Here is a 16,044-nt window from a genome sequence, read left to right as displayed (position 1 = left end):
CGACAGTAGCCGCCCCGATCATCGGGTGCCGGTCAGCGCGGGCCCGGATCGTCCAGCAGCGATGGGTCGCGCCGGATCATCTCGGCCAGCCGGGCCGCCGGGTCGGACTCCAGCGGATCGTGGCCGGGCGCCGGCACCGTCTTCACCGACATGGGCCACGCCGGCGGCGGCGCGGGCGGCGCCGCCGGCCCCACCGTCACCGCCGTGCCGGACCAGGAGACCCGCAGCGGGTACGCCTGCTCGCCCAGTTCCACCCGCAGCGTCACGGCCAGCCCCGGGTGCTCGGCCACCACCCGCCGGACCGCCTCGGCGACCTCCTCGACCGGGTCACGCCGCGCCGGCGCCTCACCACCGCGCAGCCGGTACGCGCCGTGCCCCGCCCGCCCGTCGCCCGGCTCGTCCGCCGCCTCCGCGGGTACGTCCCGCTCGGGCGTCCCGGCCGGCTCGCCGGGCATCGGCGCCCGGCGGCGCAGCGCTTCCTCGCGCCGTGCCATCCGGGCCAGTGTCTCGTCCAGATCACCTCTCATGGCGTCCACCCCTTCGCCAGACAACGGATCGAAACGACTGCCAGTTCAGCCTGCCCGGGATCGGGTGGCCCGGTCCAGCGCGCGGTCCAGGACGACGAGCAGGGCGTCCCGCACCGAGAGGCGGTCCCGGGCGTCGAACTGCACCAGCGGCACGTGCTCACCGATCGCCAGCGCCCAGCGGATCGACGGCAGGTCCAGGGCCAGCCGGCCGTCGAAGGCGTTGACGCCCACCGCGAACGGCAGCCCGGACCGCTCGAAGAAGTCGATCGCCGGGTAGCAGTCGTCGAGCCGGGCGCTGTCCACCACCACGAGCGCGCCGAGCGCGCCCCGGGCCAGGTCGTCCCACATGAACCCGAAGCGCGCCTGTCCGGGCGTACCGAAGAGGTAGAGCTTCAGGCTGCGGTCGATGGTCACGCAGCCGAAGTCCATGGCCACTGTGGTGGTGGTCTTGCCGGCGACCCCGCCCGGGTCGTCGATGCCGATACCGGCGGTGGTCATCTCCGCCTCGGTGGTCAGCGGCGCGATCTCGGAGATCGCACCGACTGTGGTGGTCTTGCCGACCCCGAACCCGCCGGCGATGAGAATCTTGACCGGGATCGGCGGCCGGGGCGCCGGCACCCGGCTGACGATCGGTGCCGGCTCGGCCGGCGGCACTCCCGGCGGCAGGTACGGCAGCGGCGGCGTGGGCGGGGGCGGCGTGGCCCGGCCGATCAGCGGCGCCGGGCCGCCGTAGCGGCTCGGGGCGCTGTTCGCGGCCGGCCCGCCCGTGGCGGCCGCCGGCCATTCAGGAGATCGCACGAAGTCCATCAATCACTCGCAGGATGATGTCGGGATCGAGGGCGTCGTCGACGTCCGCGACGTGCACGTCGAGATGGCCGGCGGCCCGGAGGTCGCCGACCAGCACCCGGGTCACCCCGAAGTGCATCCGGGTCCGGGCGGAGATCTCGGCCACCGAGACGGGCTCGGCGCAGATCGCGACGATCGCCGCCAGCTCCGGGGCCAACCGGGCGGTCACCGCCCACGAGGTGCTGCCCGGACGAGCGGTGACCTGGGTCTCCAGGCCGATCGCCGGGTCACCGTCCACCCGTCCGGAGGTCAGCACGAAGGGGCGTGGGCCGGTCGGCTCCCCGTCGCCCGCGTCCGGCTCCGGCACCGGAGCGGACGCGTTCAGGAAGGGGCGGATCCGGACGCCGGGCTCCGGCTCCGGGTCCGCGCCGGCGGCCCCTGGGATCATTGCTGTACGGCGTTCTTCAGCTCGGCGATCAGACGCGGGCTCAGAGCGCCGCCGGCGCGTCCGGCGAACAGCGTCATCTCGTACGCCACGGTGCCCAGGTTCGCCGTGCGGTCGGCGACGACGCCGAGGACCGATCCGCTGCTGATCGCGCTGATCAGCAGGTATCCCTCGGCCATGTCGACGATCACCCGGTTGAGCGCGCCGAGGGCGTACCAGCTCGCGGCGCCCCCGGCGAGGCTGGTCATGCCGGAGACCACGGCGGCGAGTCGTTCCGCGTTGGACCGGTCCTTGATCGCGGACATGGCCATCAGCAGCCCGTCCGAGGAGACCGCGATCGCCTCCATCACCCCGGCGGTGCTGGAGGTGAACGAGTCGAGCAGCCAGTTGAAGGTGCGTGCCTCGGGACTGAGGTCGCCGGTGGTGCTCTGTTCGACGTTCTCGTGGAGGAAGGGGCTGGTCACCGTGATGGGTCCTCTTCGTAGCGGCGGTCGGTACTGACTTCGCGCAGAGCACGGGCGACGCCCGCCTCGAATTCGCTGATCCGGTTGCGGACCTCGACGGGATCGCCGGGGTCGGAACTGGTGGGGGGCGCGGACTGTGCCGGGGAGACGGACAGGTTCGCGCCGGGCACCCGGCGGCTGAGCCGGGGCCGTTCCGTCGCCGGGGGCGTGGGATCGACAGCGCCCTCGGCCCGCCGTACCCCGTCCTGGAACGCCTCTACCAGGGCCCGGACGCTCGACGGATCCGCCGGGACGCCGATCAGCGGACCGCCGGTGGCCGGTCCGGCCGGTCCGGCGGGCGGGGCGGGTGGGGCGGCCGGCAGGTTCGCGCCGGGCACCCGCTGCCGGATCGGCGACCGGGTGCCGGGGCGGCCGGCGGGCGGGCCGACCGGGTTGGGCCCGGTCGGCGCCGACACGGCCGGGGGTGACCCGGCCGGCGTCGGCGGGCGTGCGCCACCCGGTGGTGGCGCGAGCCCCGGGCGGTGCGATGGCGCGATCCCGGGACCGTACGGCGGCGCGAGCGCCGGACGGTGTTGCGGCGCGAGGCCCGGACCGTGCTGTGGCGCGACGGCCGGCCCGGCGGGCGGCGCCAGGGCCGGGTGGGTGACCGGCGGCGTCATCGTCGGGCCGGTCGCCGGCCCGGCGGCCGGGGGAGCGGCCGGGGCCGGGCCGGCGACCGGTGTCGGTGGGGAGAGATGCCCGGGACGCGCTGGCGGTACGGCCGACGGCGGCCAGACCGGAGGCGGACCGCCGGTGGGCGGGCCCTGGTCCTCGGGCGGCTCCGCGCCTTCGGTCTGGTGGCCGAACGCGTTCCACGGGTCGCCGCTGGACATGCTGCGGGTGGCCCGGCTGAGCAGCTCGGCGTCGAAGCCGGCCGGCGCCTCGACGGCGGCCGGCTCCGGCTCGCGGGCGCCGGGTACGGCGGCCCGGCCGGCGGTGACGCCGACCGGCTCGGGACGGCGGATCACGAGCGAGGCACCCGGGATCTCCAGGGCCGCGGTGACGCCGCCACCGGGGGTGTGGCTCAGCTGGACGCTCCAGCCGTGCCGGCGGGCCAGCCGGCCGACCACGAACAGGCCGAGCACCTCGGTCGGGGCGAGGTCGAGGCGTTCCCGCCGGGTGAACCGGGCGTTCTCCTCGGCCATCCGGTCGCCGGTCAGGCCGATGCCGTGGTCGACCACGACCAGCCGGGCTCCGCCGTCGGTCAGCTCGCCGGTCACCACCACGCGGGTGTGCGGCGGCGAGAACGAGGTGGCGTTCTCCATCAGCTCGGCGAGCGTCAGCACCAGGTCACCGGCGATGGCGGGGGCCGCCGCCACGCCGGGCGGGACCTCCACGTCCACGCGGGTGTAGTCCTCGATCTCACCGAGCGCGAGCCGGACCACGTCGGCCAGCGGGACCGGCGCCACGTGGCCGTCCGAGCCGGTCGCGCCGGAGAGCACCACCAGGCTGCCCGCGTTGCGGCGCAACCGGCTGGAGATGTGGTCGAGCCGGTACAGGTGCTCCAGGCGGCCCGGGTCGGTCTCCTGTCGTTCCAGCCGGTCGATGAGCGCGATCTGGCGGCCGACCAGGTTCTGCGTACGGCGGCCGACGTGGCCGAACATCTGCGCCACGTTGCGCCGCCCGGCGACCTGCCGCTCGACCAGCCGAGCGGCGGTGTGCTGCACCCGGTCGAACGCGCGGGCCAGCTCGCCGATCTCGTCCCGGGCGCTGACCTCCACCGGGTCGAGGCGTACCGGGGGGACCGTCTCGGACTCGTCGTCGGCGACGCGGGTCAGCTCGGCCTCGGTGACCCGGGCGACCCGTTCGGCGGAGCGGGTGAGCCGGCTCAGCGGCCGGGCCACCGTACGCGCCACGGTCATGCTCAGCAGCACCACGACGAGCAGGATCGCCGCCGCCGCGAGGCTGACCAGCCAGGCCGCGGTCAGCGCCTCCCGTTCCCGGGCACGGGTCTCCGCGATGACGTCCGCGACGACCTTCTTCTCCACGAACTGGCCCAGCGTGATCATCGACCGGGCCGAGGGGAAGAGCACGTCCAGCGGCACCGGCGCGATCGCGCCGTCCGGGTCGCGGAGGCTGTCCACCAGGAACGTCGGGCTGGTCCGGGCCGCCACCGCGGCGTCGTCCAGCTGGGCCACCTTGAGCTGCTCGGGCGTGATCAGCTTGCGGAACCGCCGGTTGTCGACGTTGAGCGCCGCCATGCAGGCGACGAACGCCCGGGAGACCTGCGGATCACCGGTGGCCTTGACCAGCACGATCTGGGTGGTGCACGAGCTGAGGGCCTCGTCGACGCGCAGCAGCGCGTCGAGGGCGAGCACCTGCCGTCCGGCGGCGGTGTCGGTGTCCACCCGGAAGGGCAGCCGCAGCGCGTCGATCAGGGCGGTGTCGACCTCGCCGAACACGGTCAGGATCTGCTGCGGCGTGGCCCGGCCGGCGAGCGTGGCGTTGCGGACGTCCTCCAGCCGGCGTACCCCGTCGAGGCTCTCGCGGACGGCCGCCGGCAGCGGCTCGGCGCGCAGGTCGGCGACCCGGTCGTCGACGGTGGCCGACTTCTGGATCAGCTCGGTGCGGCTCACCCGCCGCAGCAGCAGGCCGATCGAGAGCAGACGTTCCTGCTGGAGATCCTGGACCAGGCTGCCGACCCGGCTGGCGACGCGGACGGTCTCGGCGGTGTCGGCGGCCTGCCGGGCGGCGGTCACCCGGTCGATCACGACCGGTACGGCCAGGCCGACCATGCTGAGCAGCGGAATGATCACCAGCAGGGCGAGCTTGCCCCGGATGCGTAACCTACCGAGCAGCATCGAACGGCCTCCACCGGTCGGCGTCGCCACCGTGTCCCACGGCGACCGGCTGGCGGTCGTCCTCGGGCACGGCGGGCGGCGGGGCGGGGTGGGTCGCCGGGGCGGCCTCGGCCGGTTCCCGGCGGGACGGGGTGGCCCGCGAGCGGTCCCGGCTCAGCGCGGCCACGTGCAGCGCGACGATGCCGGCGATCAGCAGCACCGCCGCCCCGGCGGCGATCCGGCCCAGCAGCCGGTCCCGCTCCAGGGTGTCGAGCCGTTCCCGCAGCAGCGCGTCGAGCTGGTCGAGGATGACCGTACGGAGCTGCTTGGCGGCGTTCTGCGCGCTGATCCCGGCGCTGGTGAGCTGGTCGGTGCTGGGCGCGGACCGGCCGGCGCCGGGTGCCGAGTAGACGGCGAACGTCTCCAGGGACCGCTGGTAGGTGTCCAGCGGGGTGAGCACGTTGGCGCCCAGGTCGGTGCTCTCCGAGCTGTCCACCGCCGAGCGCAGGTCGGTGACCAGGTCGGTGGCGGGACCGAGCGCGGAGACCCGCAGCTCGGCCAGCTCGGCGCCCACCCGCGCGCGCTCGGCGGCGGGGCGCTTGGCGGACAGCCGGGCCAGGTCGACGAGCCGCCCGGCCAGCACCGTCGCGGTGGGCAGGTCCCCGCCGATGCCGTCCTGGAGGAAGAACGAGTCGGAGCGAGGGTCGCGGATCAGGCCGGAGCTCTCCCGTACCTTGCGGTAGAGGGCCAGCAGCAGGTCGGACGCCTCGCCGTAGGCCCGGTACGCCGCCTCGGGGTCACCGATCCCGCGGTCCGGCAGCGCCTCCAGCTTGGCCCGTAGCCCGGCCCAGCGTTCGTGGGTGCGCAGCTCGTCGCCGACCGCGTTGTCCACCTCCGCGACGCCCTCGATGGCGGCGGCGAGCGAGGCCCGGGAGACGGCCCCCTCGGCGACGGCGATGGCCTGGGCCTCCACCAGCGCGTCGGTGACCGGCCCGAGGGCGCGCAGGTAGCGGACGCCGAGCCGCTCCCGGCTCACCAGGTCGTGGTCGTCGGCGAAGTCGCTCTCGGCCTGTATGAAGATCAGCCCGAGCGGGGCCAGCAGCGCCAGCACCAGAACCAGGGTGAGCGTACGGCCCGGTACGGCGGGCCGCCGACGGACCCGCGACGCGGGGACTGTCATGTGTTCTCCTCCGGCGACGGCGGGGCGATCGGTGCCCCGGGAGGTCGCCGTACGCAGTCCCGTGCACCGGACCGGAAAAGTAGCCGAACCGGACGTGCGTGAGACCTCAGCCGATGAGTCGGCTTCACGTCAGTCCATTTTGGGTGACCCTGCGTCAGGGCGAAAGGTACGTAGCGTGTGATCGTGTTGCCGAGAAATGACATCGACGATGGTTTGCGCCTGTAGATGTGAATTCACATGATCCGAATACGTCCCGCTGGGATGCTCTGGACCTTTGGCGGATGACGGACGCTTCGCGACGATCGGCGCAACCGGACGGACGTACGGCGGATCTCAGCGAATGCTCAGCCGTCGGCCCGTACCGTGTGCCGCATGAGATCGACCGCCGCGCGGCTCCGGCGCGCCCTGGCCGGCCATCCGCGCCGCATCGTCGCCGCGCTGGCGGTGGTCGTCCTCGTCGCCGCCGCGCTGGTCTGGACGGCCCGGCCGGGGGGCGGGGACTTCCGGACCGAGTCGGCGCTGGTGACCGTACGCTCCGGGCCGTCCGGTGGCGAGCCCGTCGACCTGGACACCACGCTCTACCTGCCGGCCGGCGCCTCGTCGTCGAAGCGGGTACCGGCGGTGCTGCTGGCGCACGGCTTCGGCGGCACCAAGGACTCGGTCCGCTCGGACGCCGAGGACCTGGTCGCCCGCGGATACGCGGTGCTCACCTGGACCGCGCGCGGCTTCGGGCGCAGCGGCGGCCAGATCCACCTGGACAACCCCGACTACGAGGTGCGGGACGCGCAGCGTCTGCTCGACCGGCTCGCCGAGCGTCCGGACATCCGCCTCGACGCGGCCGGCGACCCCCGGGTCGGTGTGGTCGGCGGCTCGTACGGCGGCGGCCTGGCCCTGCTGCTGGCCGCGCAGGACCAGCGGGTCGACGCGATCGTCCCGATGATCACCTGGAACGACCTGTCCCGCGCCTTCCTGCCCGAGAGCAGCGGCCGGCAGCCCACCGACGGCGTGTTCAAGAAGGGCTGGGCGGGCATCTTCTTCGGCGGTGGCGGGAACGCCGGCTCCGGTCCGGCCGGGCTCTCCGGGGCCACCGCCGCCGCGCCCGAGGGCGCGCCCGAGTCGGCCGGCCCGCCGAGCCCGCAGCCGGGCGCCGGGCCGGGCACCGGTTCCGGTCGCGCGCCGACCGGCGCCGCCGACCCCTCCTGCGGGCGCTTCGCGGCCGACGTCTGCGCCGCGTACCTGCGCATCGCCACCACGGGCCGGGCCGACGCGGCGGCGGTCGAGCTGCTGCGCCGGTCGTCGCCGGCCGGCGTGCTGGACCGGATCAAGTCGCCGACGCTGCTGGTGCAGGGCGAGGCGGACACGCTGTTCCCGCTGGCCGAGGCGGACGCCAACGCCCGGGGCATCGCCGCCGCCGGCACGCCGGTACGGGTCGCCTGGTTCACCGGCGGCCACGACGGCGGCTCCGGACCCACCTCCGACTCCGACCGGGTGAAGTTCCTGACCGCGCAGTGGCTCGACCACTACGTCAAGGGCGACGGAGCGGCCCCCGGCGACACGTTCACGTTCTCCCGGATCGCCGGCTTCGACGCGCTCGACCGGGGCCTGGTGGCGACCGGTTTCCGTACCGCCGACTATCCGGGACTGGCCGGCCAGGACCGCCGCGAGGTGACGCTCGCCGGTCCGCCGCAGCCGGTCGCCGTACCGCCGAACGGCAACCCGGCGGCGATCTCCTCGGTGCCGTTCGCGGGTGCGCTCGGCTCGCTGCTGGACGGCGTCGCCGGTGACATCCCCGGCCAGCACGCCCGCTTCGAGTCGGCGCCGCTGGACCAGCCGGTCGACGTGGTGGGCGCGCCCACGGTGCGGATCAGGGCCGCCTCACCGACCGGCGAGGCGGTGCTGTTCGTGAAGCTCTACGACGTCGACCCGCAGGGCGCCGCCACGCTGCCGTCCGGCCTGGTCGCGCCGGTGCGCCTGACCGGCCTGCCGGCCACCGTCGACGCGGCCACGCCGGTCACCGTGACGCTGCCGGGGATCGTCCGGCGGGTCGAGGCCGGGCACCGGTTGCGGCTCGTGGTGGCGACGTCGGACCAGGCGTACGCCTCGCCGGCCGAACCGGCCGTGCACACGGTGGCGCTCGCCGACGGGCCGCTGACGCTGCCCACCGTCGACGCCACGCCGATCCCGACCACCGCGACGATCTGGCGCTGGGCGCTGGCCGGCCTGCTCGCCGCGATCGTGGCCGGGCTCGTCGTGGTCGTGCTGCTCACCCGCCGCCGGCACCGCCGCCAGGACGACTCCGTGCACCCGGAGTACGCGGGCGTCCCGCTCGCCGTGCGCAACCTGCGCAAGGAGTACGCGGACGGCTTCGTCGCGGTCTCCGACGTGGACTTCGAGGTGCACCCCGGTCAGGTGGTGGGCCTGCTCGGGCCCAACGGCGCGGGCAAGACCACCACGCTGCGGGTGCTTATGGGGCTGACCCAGCCCACGGCCGGGGAGATCTACGTCTTCGGGCACCGGCTGGTGCCGGGCTCGCCGGTGCTGTCCCGGATCGGCGCGCTGGTCGAGGGGCCGGGCTTCCTGCCGCACCTGTCCGGCCTGGACAACCTCAAGGCGTACTGGCGGGCCACCGGCCGGCCGTGGGAGGACGCGCACTTCGACGAGGCGCTGGAGATCGCCGGCCTGGGTGACTCGGTGCACCGGCGGACGAAGAAGTACAGCCACGGCATGCGGCAGCGGCTGGCCATCGCCCAGGCCATGCTCGGCCTGCCCGAGCTGCTGGTGCTGGACGAGCCGACGGACGGGCTGGACCCGCCGCAGATCGCCGAGATGCGCCGGGTGCTCCAGCGCTACGCCACCGACGGCCGGGCGGTGCTGGTCTCCAGCCACCTGCTGGCCGAGGTGGAGCAGACCTGTACGCACGCGGTGGTGGTGAACAAGGGGCGCATCGTGGCGTCCGGCCCGGTGGAGGACATCGTCGGCGAGTCGCCGAGCGTGCTGTTCGAGGTGAGCGACCCGGACGCGGCGCGGACGGTGCTCGACCGGCTCGACGGCGTACGGGTGCTGCCCGACACCGAGGGCGCTCTGGTGGTCGACACGAACGGCACCGCCCGCAGCGAGGTGGTGGCCGAACTGGTCCGGGCCGGCATCGGGGTGGACCGGGTGGTGCCCCGGCGCCGCCTGGAGGACGCGTTCCTCGCCCTGGTGGGCGAGAACTCTCGGGGAAGCGGGGACCGGTGATGGCGGGTTCGTCTGTGGCATCGTCGCCTGGCGGCGGCACGTCCGGTACGCCGGCGCCGGGCGCGGGCGGTGCGGCTGCCGGTTACCGGCCCTCGGCCACGCTCCCGTTCGCCGCGGAGTTCCGGCGGCAGGCGTCGCGCCGGCGTACCCAGCTCGCGCTGGGGTTCATGGTGCTGCTGCCGTTGATCATCCTGGTGGCGTTCCAGTTCGACGCCGGGGACGACGACGGCGGCGGGCGCGGCGAGTTCTCCAGCCTGGCCGACCTGGCCACCTCGGGCGGGCTCAACTTCACCCTGTTCTCCATCCTGGTGTCCGCGTCGTTCCTGCTGGTCGTGGTGGTGGCGCTGTTCTGCGGCGACACGGTGGCGAGCGAGGCGAGCTGGGGCAGCCTGCGCTACCTGCTGGCGGTGCCGGTGCCCCGGGCCCGGCTGCTCGCGGTGAAGCTGGTGGTGGCGCTCGCGTACTCCGGGCTGGCTCTGCTGTTGCTCGCCGGCACCGCGCTGCTCGCCGGCACGCTCCGGTACGGCTGGAAGCCGCTGAGCAGCCAGGTCTCGGCCGAGCTGGCCCCGGCGGACGGGTTGCTGCGGCTGCTCGGCGTGCTCGGCTATCTCGCGGTCGTACTGCTGGTGGTGGCCGGGCTGGCGTTCCTGCTGTCGGTGACCACCGACGCCGCGCTGGGTGCGGTCGGCGGGGCGGTGCTGCTGTGGATCCTGTCCAGCATCCTGGACCAGATCACCGCGCTGGGCGGGCTGCGCAACCTGCTGCCGACCCACTACAGCAGCGCGTGGCTGGGGTTGCTGTCGACGCCGATGCAGACAGACGACGTGGTCAAGGGCGCGTTCTCGGCGGTCGTCTACGCCACGTTGTTCTGGGGCCTGGCCTTCTGGCGCTTCACCCGCAAGGACGTCACGAGCTGAGGTGACCGTAAGGGGTCGCCGCGGGGCGGCCGGGCCCATATCATGGGAGCGTTCCCATGAGATTGTCCCGCCTGCAAAGATATCGATTAACATCTATCAATAGTCCCGCCATCCTGGACGGCGTCCACCGCCCGTACCAGGAGGTTTCCCATGATCCCGGCACAGCTGAAGGCCCCCGTGCTGTCCCTGTTCCGCATCGTCACCGGCCTGCTCTTCCTCTGCCACGGCGCCGCCTCGATATTCGGCGTCTTCGGTGGCAATCCGGCCACCGGTGGCGCCGTCCCGTTCGCCACCTGGCCCGGCTGGTGGGCGGCGCTGATCCAGCTCGTGTGCGGCGCGCTGGTGCTCGTCGGACTGTTCACCCGGCCGGCCGCGCTGCTCGCCTCCGGCTCGATGGCGTACGCGTACTTCGTGGTGCACCAGCCGCACCACCTGATGCCGATGCAGAACGGCGGCGAGCTGGCCGCGCTCTTCTGCTGGTCGTTCCTGCTGGTCGCGGTGCTCGGCCCGGGCAACTGGGCGCTCGACGCGCTGCTGGCCCGTCGCAACGCCGTCCCGGCTGAGCCCACCGCCACGCCGGCCTCGGTCCCGGTCTGAGCGTCCGCGCCGAACCAGATCCCGGTCGGGGCGCTCCCGTGCCGGGTTCTGGTGCTACAGCGGATCGACCGGCGACGTCGTGGGCGGCGGTGGGGCGGCCGGTGTGGGCGTGCCGGCCGGGCCTGGCTCCCGGCGCTTCCACGCGCTGACGCCCAGCCGGCCTGTGTTGCCGAGGTCGATCGGCCCGTCCAGGGTGACCGGGTACGCCGGTCGGCCGGCCACCGGCGCGACGTCGAGTCCGGTGCCGTTCGTCGCCACCACTGTCGTGTCGGTGACCAGGTTGCGCCAGATCAGCGCCGCGCCGGCCCGCTCGCCGGGGGCCAGCACCATCCGGGTGGGCGGGTGGTCGAAGCCGGAGGTGATCGGCTCGGCGCCCGGGATGATCCGCACCTTGATCGGGTCGCCGTCGGCGTCCCGGAGCGTGACCGCCGGATAGCCGCGCAGCTCGTACGGCCGGTCGCCGCAGTTGAGCAGGTCCAGGCCCATCGCCCGCAGTCCCATCGCGGCGCTCACGCCCAGCTCGGTGATCGCGATGCCCTCGGGGGAGCAGGTGGCGGCGGGTGCCGGCTCGGCCGTGGGGGCGCCCGGTCGCGGCGGCACCGTGGTCAGCGGGTCGACACCGGTGAGCGGCGGGTCGGGCAGCCGCCCGTCGGCAGGCCCCTGCGCCGGGGCGCAGGCGGTCAGCAGCGCCACGCCGGTGAGGGCGCCGATCAGGCGCGCCGGTCTCCGCATCCGGCGATCATGCCACTCCGTCCCGCTCGGCGATGACCGCGTCGAGCAGGCCCGGGTAGACGCGGTCCAGTTCCTCGCGGCGCAGCCGTACGTAGCGGGTGGTGCCGGCGACCCGGGTGCGGGTCAGGCCGGCCTCCCGCAGCACCTTGAGGTGATGGCTGCGGGTCGCCTTGGAGACACCGAACTCGAACGAGCCGCAGGCGTGTTCCCCGCCCGGCGCGAGCGCCCGCACGATCTGCAGCCGGACGTCGTCGGCCAGCGCCGCCAGGACGGCGGTGACGGGCACCTCGCGCAGCTCGGGTTCGTGCAGCTCCATGTGACAACGATAACCCATGTTCGACAACCGTCGAACAAGTTCCTAGAGTCGGGGCGTTGGTTCGACGGTACTCGAACATAGGAGCTTGCGATGCGTTCCCGTCACGCCACCCTCCCGATCTTCGCCGTGGTCAGCTGGGGCGTCATGTTCCCCGTGCTCGCCAGCGCGCTCACCCGCGTCGACGCGCTCAACCTGACCACCGTCCGGTACGTGCTCGCCACCGCCGTGCTGCTCGCCCTGCTGCTGGCCCGCGAGGGCGTGGCCGCCCTGGCCACCCAGCGGCGCGGGCTCGAGGTGGTGCTCCTCGGCGCGCTCGGCTTCGCCGGGTTCAACACGCTGACGAACCTCGCCCTCGGCCACGCCGCGCCGCAGCAGATCGCGCTGTTCGCGGCCACCGTGCCGCTGGTCACCCAGTTCGTCCGCTGGGCGCGCGACGGCGTCCGCCCACGTCCGGTACTGCTCGGCATCTCGCTCGTCGCCCTGGCCGGCGTCGGCCTGGTGATCACCCGCGGCCGGCTCGACGGGCTGGGCCAGTTCGGCTGGGGCGGTCTGCTCATGATCGGTGCCGTGTTCGGCTGGGCGTTCTACACCCACGGCGCGAGCCGGTTCCCCGAGTGGTCCGCGCTGCGCTACACCACGCTGACCGCCGTCGCGGGCATGATCGCGATGCTCGGCGCCAGCGCCGTCGCCGACCTCACCGGGCTCCAGCACGCGCCCGCCGCCGCCGACCTCGTCGCCGTCGCTCCGCAGCTCGCGTACGCGGTGCTGATCGCCGCCGTCCTCGCGGTGCTGGCGTGGAACACCGGCGTCCGCCGGCTCGGCCCGGCGAATGCCGCGCTGTTCATGAACCTGGTGCCGGTGGCCACGTTCGCGGTGCAGATCGTGCGCGGATACCGGCCGGTCGCGGTGGAGCTGGTGGGCGCCGGGCTGACCATCGCCGCCCTGGTGGCCGCGAACCTCGTCACCCGTACCCCTTCGGCAGCGGTGACCGCGACGGCGCCGGAGCCGGTCGCGGTGGTGGACCGGCCCGCCGTGGTGGACCCGGTCGCGGTGGTCGGACGCTGAGCCGGCCCACAGCGTGGGAACCCGAGGTGGCGCGGTCGTGAGCAGCGCATAGACTCGGCGGCACAACTGAATACCTCATCCAGAGGGGCTGAGGGATACGGCCCGACGACGCCCCGGCAACCACCCGCACGCTCGACGACGAGCGACAGCGGGCAGGTGCCAATTCCGTCCCCGCCGCACCCGGCGATGCGGGGAAAGATGAGAGGAACTCCTCGACATGACGTCGACGCTTCCCGTCGCCACCGGTATCGACACCACCCTCAGCCCGGCCCGCGCCCTGGTCTGCCGTGCCTGTTCGGCGCGCTACCCGCTGGCCGCCCAGCACGCCTGTTACGAGTGCTTCGGGCCGCTGGAGGTCGACTACGACACCGCCGCGCTCGCCACCGTCACCCGGGAGCAGATCGAGGCCGGTCCGGCGAACATCTGGCGGTACGCGGCACTGCTGCCGGCCGGCCAGGACCCGGGCACCCGGGTCACGCTCGACCCGGGGCTGACCCCGCTGGTCGCCGCCCCGAACCTCGCCGCCGAGCTGGGACTCACCGCGCCGCTGTGGGTCAAGGACGACAGCGCGAACCCCACCCACTCGTTCAAGGACCGGGTCGTCTCGGTGGCGCTCACCGCCGCCAGGGCGCTCGGCTTCACCCGCTACGCCTGCGCCTCCACCGGCAACCTCGCCAACTCCGTCGCCGCGCACGCGGCCCGGGCCGGCGTGCCGTCTGTCGTCTTCATCCCCGGCGACCTGGAGCAGGGCAAGGTCGTCACCACCGCGGTCTACGGCGGCGACCTGGTCGCCATCGACGGCTCGTACGACGACGTGAACCGGCTCTGCGGCGAACTGGTCGAGACCGACGAGTTCGAGGACACCGCGTTCGTCAACGTGAACGTGCGGCCCTACTACGCCGAGGGCTCAAAGACGCTCGGCTACGAGGTGGCCGAGCAGCTCGGCTGGCGGATCCCGGCCCAGGTGGTCATCCCGATGGCCAGCGGCGAGCTGCTCACCAAGATCGACAAGGCGTTCACCGAGCTGGTCGAGATCGGGCTGGTCGAGGCGCCGGCCGGTGGCTGGAAGGTGTTCGGCGCGCAGTCGGCCGGCTGCAACCCGATCGCCACCGCGCTGCACGGCGACACCGACACGATCACGCCGGTCAAGCCGGCCGGCATCGCGAAGTCGCTGAACATCGGCGATCCGGCCGCCGGGCTGTACGCGCTGGAGGCGGTGCGCCGTACCGGCGGCTGGATGGACTACGCCGACGACGACGAGATCCGCGCCGGCATCCGTCTGCTCGCCCGTACCACAGGGGTGTTCGCCGAGACGGCCGGTGGCGTGACCGTCGCGGTGCTGCGCAAGCTGGTCGAGTCGGGCCGGCTCGACCCGTCCGCCGAGACTGTCGTCTTCAACACCGGCGAGGGCCTGAAGACGCTCGACGCGGTGGCCGCCCAGGTCGGCCCCACCCACCGCATCAAGCCCAGCCTGCGCGCCGCCCGCGACGCCGGCCTCCTCGCCTGACGATCCCTCCCTCCGTTCCCCCCCCGCCTGTGCGGTGATCAAGGAGAAAGTGTCTCCGGCCGGGTCGTTCCGGGACACGAACTCCTTGATCACCGCGGGCGGGACGGGCCGGGGTGGCCGGGTGGGGGAGGTGGGGCTCGCCCGGGTGGGGGATCGGGTGAGACCGGTGGGTAACCGGTGATGTGCGGTGAGTGCCAGAAAACCACCCTCAAGGACTTGACGGCAGGAACCGGACGGCGCAAGATGCTTCGTGCGGGAGGGCATCCGCCGGAGACTTTTCAAGTTCTTACGACCCAACGCCGGAGGCGTTGTGCGGACGTCCCTCCCGACCAACGTTCGAAGGGGCCGGCGGAAAACCGCTGGCCCCTTCGCTGTGTCCGGCGCACCCTCGGTGGCATGACGCTCACCGTGACGCCGCTGGATCCCACCGACCGCGAGACGCTCGACGCGGCGTACCGGATCGCCTGCGCCGCCCAGGCCGTCGACGAGCCGGACCTTCCGCCGACCTGCCGCCGCCGCTTCGAGGCGCTGCTGTCGCACCCGATGCCCGGCATCGAGGGACGCTGGCTCGTCGCCCGCCTGGACGGGCTGCCGGTCGGCTGGCTCCGGCTGCACCTGCACACGATCGAGAACACCGAGAACGCAAGCGTCGAACTGACCGTCGACCCGGCGTACCGGCGGCGTGGCATCGGGCGCACGCTGCACGAGCACGGCGTCCGGCTGCTGCGGGAGCACGGCGGCAAACGCCTGGTCGGCTCGACCGCCGCCGCGCTGCCCGGCGAGGAGGACCGGGTCTTCCCCGGTGCCGCGTTCGCCGCCGCCCTGGGCGCCAAGCCTGCGCTGGCCGACGTCCGCCGCCGCCTCGACGTGGCCGGCCTCGACCGCGACCGGCTCGCCGCGCTGCTGGCCGAGGCCCGCACCGCGGCCACCGGCTACCGGCTGGTGCGGTGGCGCGAGCACGCACCCGACGAGTACGTCGCGGACGCCGCCTACCTGGAGGGCCGGCTGCTGCTCGACGCGCCCATGGGCGAGCTGGACTGGGAACCGGAGCGGATGGACGCGGCGCGGGTGCGGGACGCGGAACGGGCGCTTGATGCCCGAGGCGTACGCCGGTACAACACCGGTGCGGTGCACGAGGCGACCGGCCGCCTGGTCGGCTGGACCCAGCTCAGCATGGACGCGAGCAGCACCGACCACGCCTGGCAGCAGATCACCCTGGTCGACCCCGATCACCGCGGCCACCGGCTCGGCCTGCTCTGCAAGGCGGAGAACCTGGCGTACGCGCTGGCGAACGAACCGGCGTTGCGGGCCGTCGACACCTGGAACGCGGCGGCGAACCGGCACATGATCGCGATCAACGAGCGGCTCGGCTTCCGCCCGGCGGCCGGTTCCGTCGACTGGCAGTTGACGATCTGAGTTGTGACACGCCCCTACTGATCTGGTGCCTTTCTG

At 73.9% G+C, this 16,044-nt stretch carries 14 protein-coding genes and 1 riboswitch; of the genes, 6 read left to right on the top strand and 8 right to left on the bottom strand.

The window, feature by feature from the left end; genetic code table 11:
* Positions 1–32 precede the first annotated feature (32 nt).
* From NMK34_RS28440 to NMK34_RS28415, 6 genes are read right to left on the bottom strand one after another with little or no spacing between them, the layout of a single operon-like run.
* Positions 33–527 carry a hypothetical protein gene (locus tag NMK34_RS28440; RefSeq protein ID WP_318335896.1) on the bottom strand — a complete coding sequence of 165 codons (495 nt, stop codon included), beginning with the start codon at positions 525–527 and terminating at the stop codon, positions 33–35.
* A 45-nt stretch (positions 528–572) separates the two neighbouring features.
* The gene (locus NMK34_RS28435; RefSeq protein ID WP_013288868.1) at positions 573–1,334 is read right to left on the bottom strand and encodes a GTP-binding protein; all 762 of its coding nucleotides are present in this window, start codon (positions 1,332–1,334) and stop codon (positions 573–575) included.
* Positions 1,312–1,761, bottom strand: coding sequence for a DUF742 domain-containing protein (locus NMK34_RS28430; protein ID WP_018787957.1), 450 nt, complete (start codon positions 1,759–1,761; stop codon positions 1,312–1,314). The genes NMK34_RS28435 and NMK34_RS28430 overlap by 23 nt, the downstream gene beginning before the upstream one ends.
* Positions 1,758–2,222, bottom strand: a complete 465-nt coding sequence (locus tag NMK34_RS28425; protein ID WP_013288866.1) for a roadblock/LC7 domain-containing protein — start codon at positions 2,220–2,222, stop codon at positions 1,758–1,760. Before NMK34_RS28425 ends, NMK34_RS28430 begins: the two co-directional genes overlap by 4 nt.
* Positions 2,219–5,062, bottom strand: coding sequence for a nitrate- and nitrite sensing domain-containing protein (locus NMK34_RS28420; protein WP_318335895.1), 2,844 nt, complete (start codon positions 5,060–5,062; stop codon positions 2,219–2,221). Before NMK34_RS28420 ends, NMK34_RS28425 begins: the two co-directional genes overlap by 4 nt.
* The gene (locus NMK34_RS28415) at positions 5,049–6,221 is read right to left on the bottom strand and encodes a hypothetical protein (protein WP_318335894.1); all 1,173 of its coding nucleotides are present in this window, start codon (positions 6,219–6,221) and stop codon (positions 5,049–5,051) included. The genes NMK34_RS28420 and NMK34_RS28415 overlap by 14 nt, the downstream gene beginning before the upstream one ends.
* A 372-nt stretch (positions 6,222–6,593) precedes the next feature.
* Between NMK34_RS28415 and NMK34_RS28410 the strand changes: the two genes are divergently transcribed.
* The 3 genes from NMK34_RS28410 to NMK34_RS28400 all read left to right on the top strand — a co-directional run bounded on the left by NMK34_RS28410 (position 6,594) and on the right by NMK34_RS28400 (position 10,972).
* A complete protein-coding gene (locus NMK34_RS28410) occupies positions 6,594–9,458 on the top strand; it encodes an alpha/beta fold hydrolase (RefSeq protein WP_318335893.1) in 2,865 nt (954 codons plus the stop codon).
* Positions 9,458–10,375 (top strand): ABC transporter permease subunit, encoded by a 918-nt coding sequence (locus tag NMK34_RS28405; RefSeq protein ID WP_318335892.1) that lies wholly within the window; start codon positions 9,458–9,460, stop codon positions 10,373–10,375. Before NMK34_RS28410 ends, NMK34_RS28405 begins: the two co-directional genes overlap by 1 nt.
* A gap of 150 nt (positions 10,376–10,525) precedes the next feature.
* Positions 10,526–10,972, top strand: coding sequence for a DoxX family protein (locus tag NMK34_RS28400; RefSeq protein ID WP_318335891.1), 447 nt, complete (start codon positions 10,526–10,528; stop codon positions 10,970–10,972).
* A 54-nt stretch (positions 10,973–11,026) separates the two neighbouring features.
* Here the strand turns inward: NMK34_RS28400 and NMK34_RS28395 are convergent, their stop codons facing one another.
* Both NMK34_RS28395 and NMK34_RS28390 read right to left on the bottom strand, forming a co-directional pair.
* Positions 11,027–11,704: a DUF4232 domain-containing protein gene (locus NMK34_RS28395; protein WP_318335890.1), complete on the bottom strand. Its 678-nt coding sequence runs from the start codon at positions 11,702–11,704 to the stop codon at positions 11,027–11,029.
* 7 nt (positions 11,705–11,711) lie between these two features.
* The gene (locus NMK34_RS28390; protein ID WP_135242255.1) at positions 11,712–12,020 is read right to left on the bottom strand and encodes an ArsR/SmtB family transcription factor; all 309 of its coding nucleotides are present in this window, start codon (positions 12,018–12,020) and stop codon (positions 11,712–11,714) included.
* A 90-nt stretch (positions 12,021–12,110) separates the two neighbouring features.
* On the opposite strand from NMK34_RS28390, the gene NMK34_RS28385 reads away from it, so the two are divergent.
* The 3 genes from NMK34_RS28385 to NMK34_RS28375 all read left to right on the top strand — a co-directional run bounded on the left by NMK34_RS28385 (position 12,111) and on the right by NMK34_RS28375 (position 16,008).
* The gene (locus NMK34_RS28385; protein ID WP_318335889.1) at positions 12,111–13,085 is read left to right on the top strand and encodes a DMT family transporter; all 975 of its coding nucleotides are present in this window, start codon (positions 12,111–12,113) and stop codon (positions 13,083–13,085) included.
* Between the two features lie 72 nt (positions 13,086–13,157).
* Positions 13,158–13,290, top strand: a riboswitch (SAM riboswitch).
* 12 nt (positions 13,291–13,302) lie between these two features.
* Entirely contained in the window at positions 13,303–14,592 is a 1,290-nt protein-coding gene (gene thrC / locus NMK34_RS28380; RefSeq protein WP_318335888.1) for a threonine synthase, read from the top strand.
* A 396-nt stretch (positions 14,593–14,988) separates the two neighbouring features.
* Entirely contained in the window at positions 14,989–16,008 is a 1,020-nt protein-coding gene (locus NMK34_RS28375) for a GNAT family N-acetyltransferase (protein ID WP_318335887.1), read from the top strand.
* Positions 16,009–16,044: the final 36 nt, after the last annotated feature.

The sequence above is a fragment of the Micromonospora sp. BRA006-A genome (assembly GCF_033433935.1).
Classification (GTDB): domain Bacteria; phylum Actinomycetota; class Actinomycetes; order Mycobacteriales; family Micromonosporaceae; genus Micromonospora; species Micromonospora aurantiaca.
The sequence above is the reverse complement of the archived record's forward strand: the minus strand, read 5'-3'. Positions and strand labels throughout refer to the sequence as shown.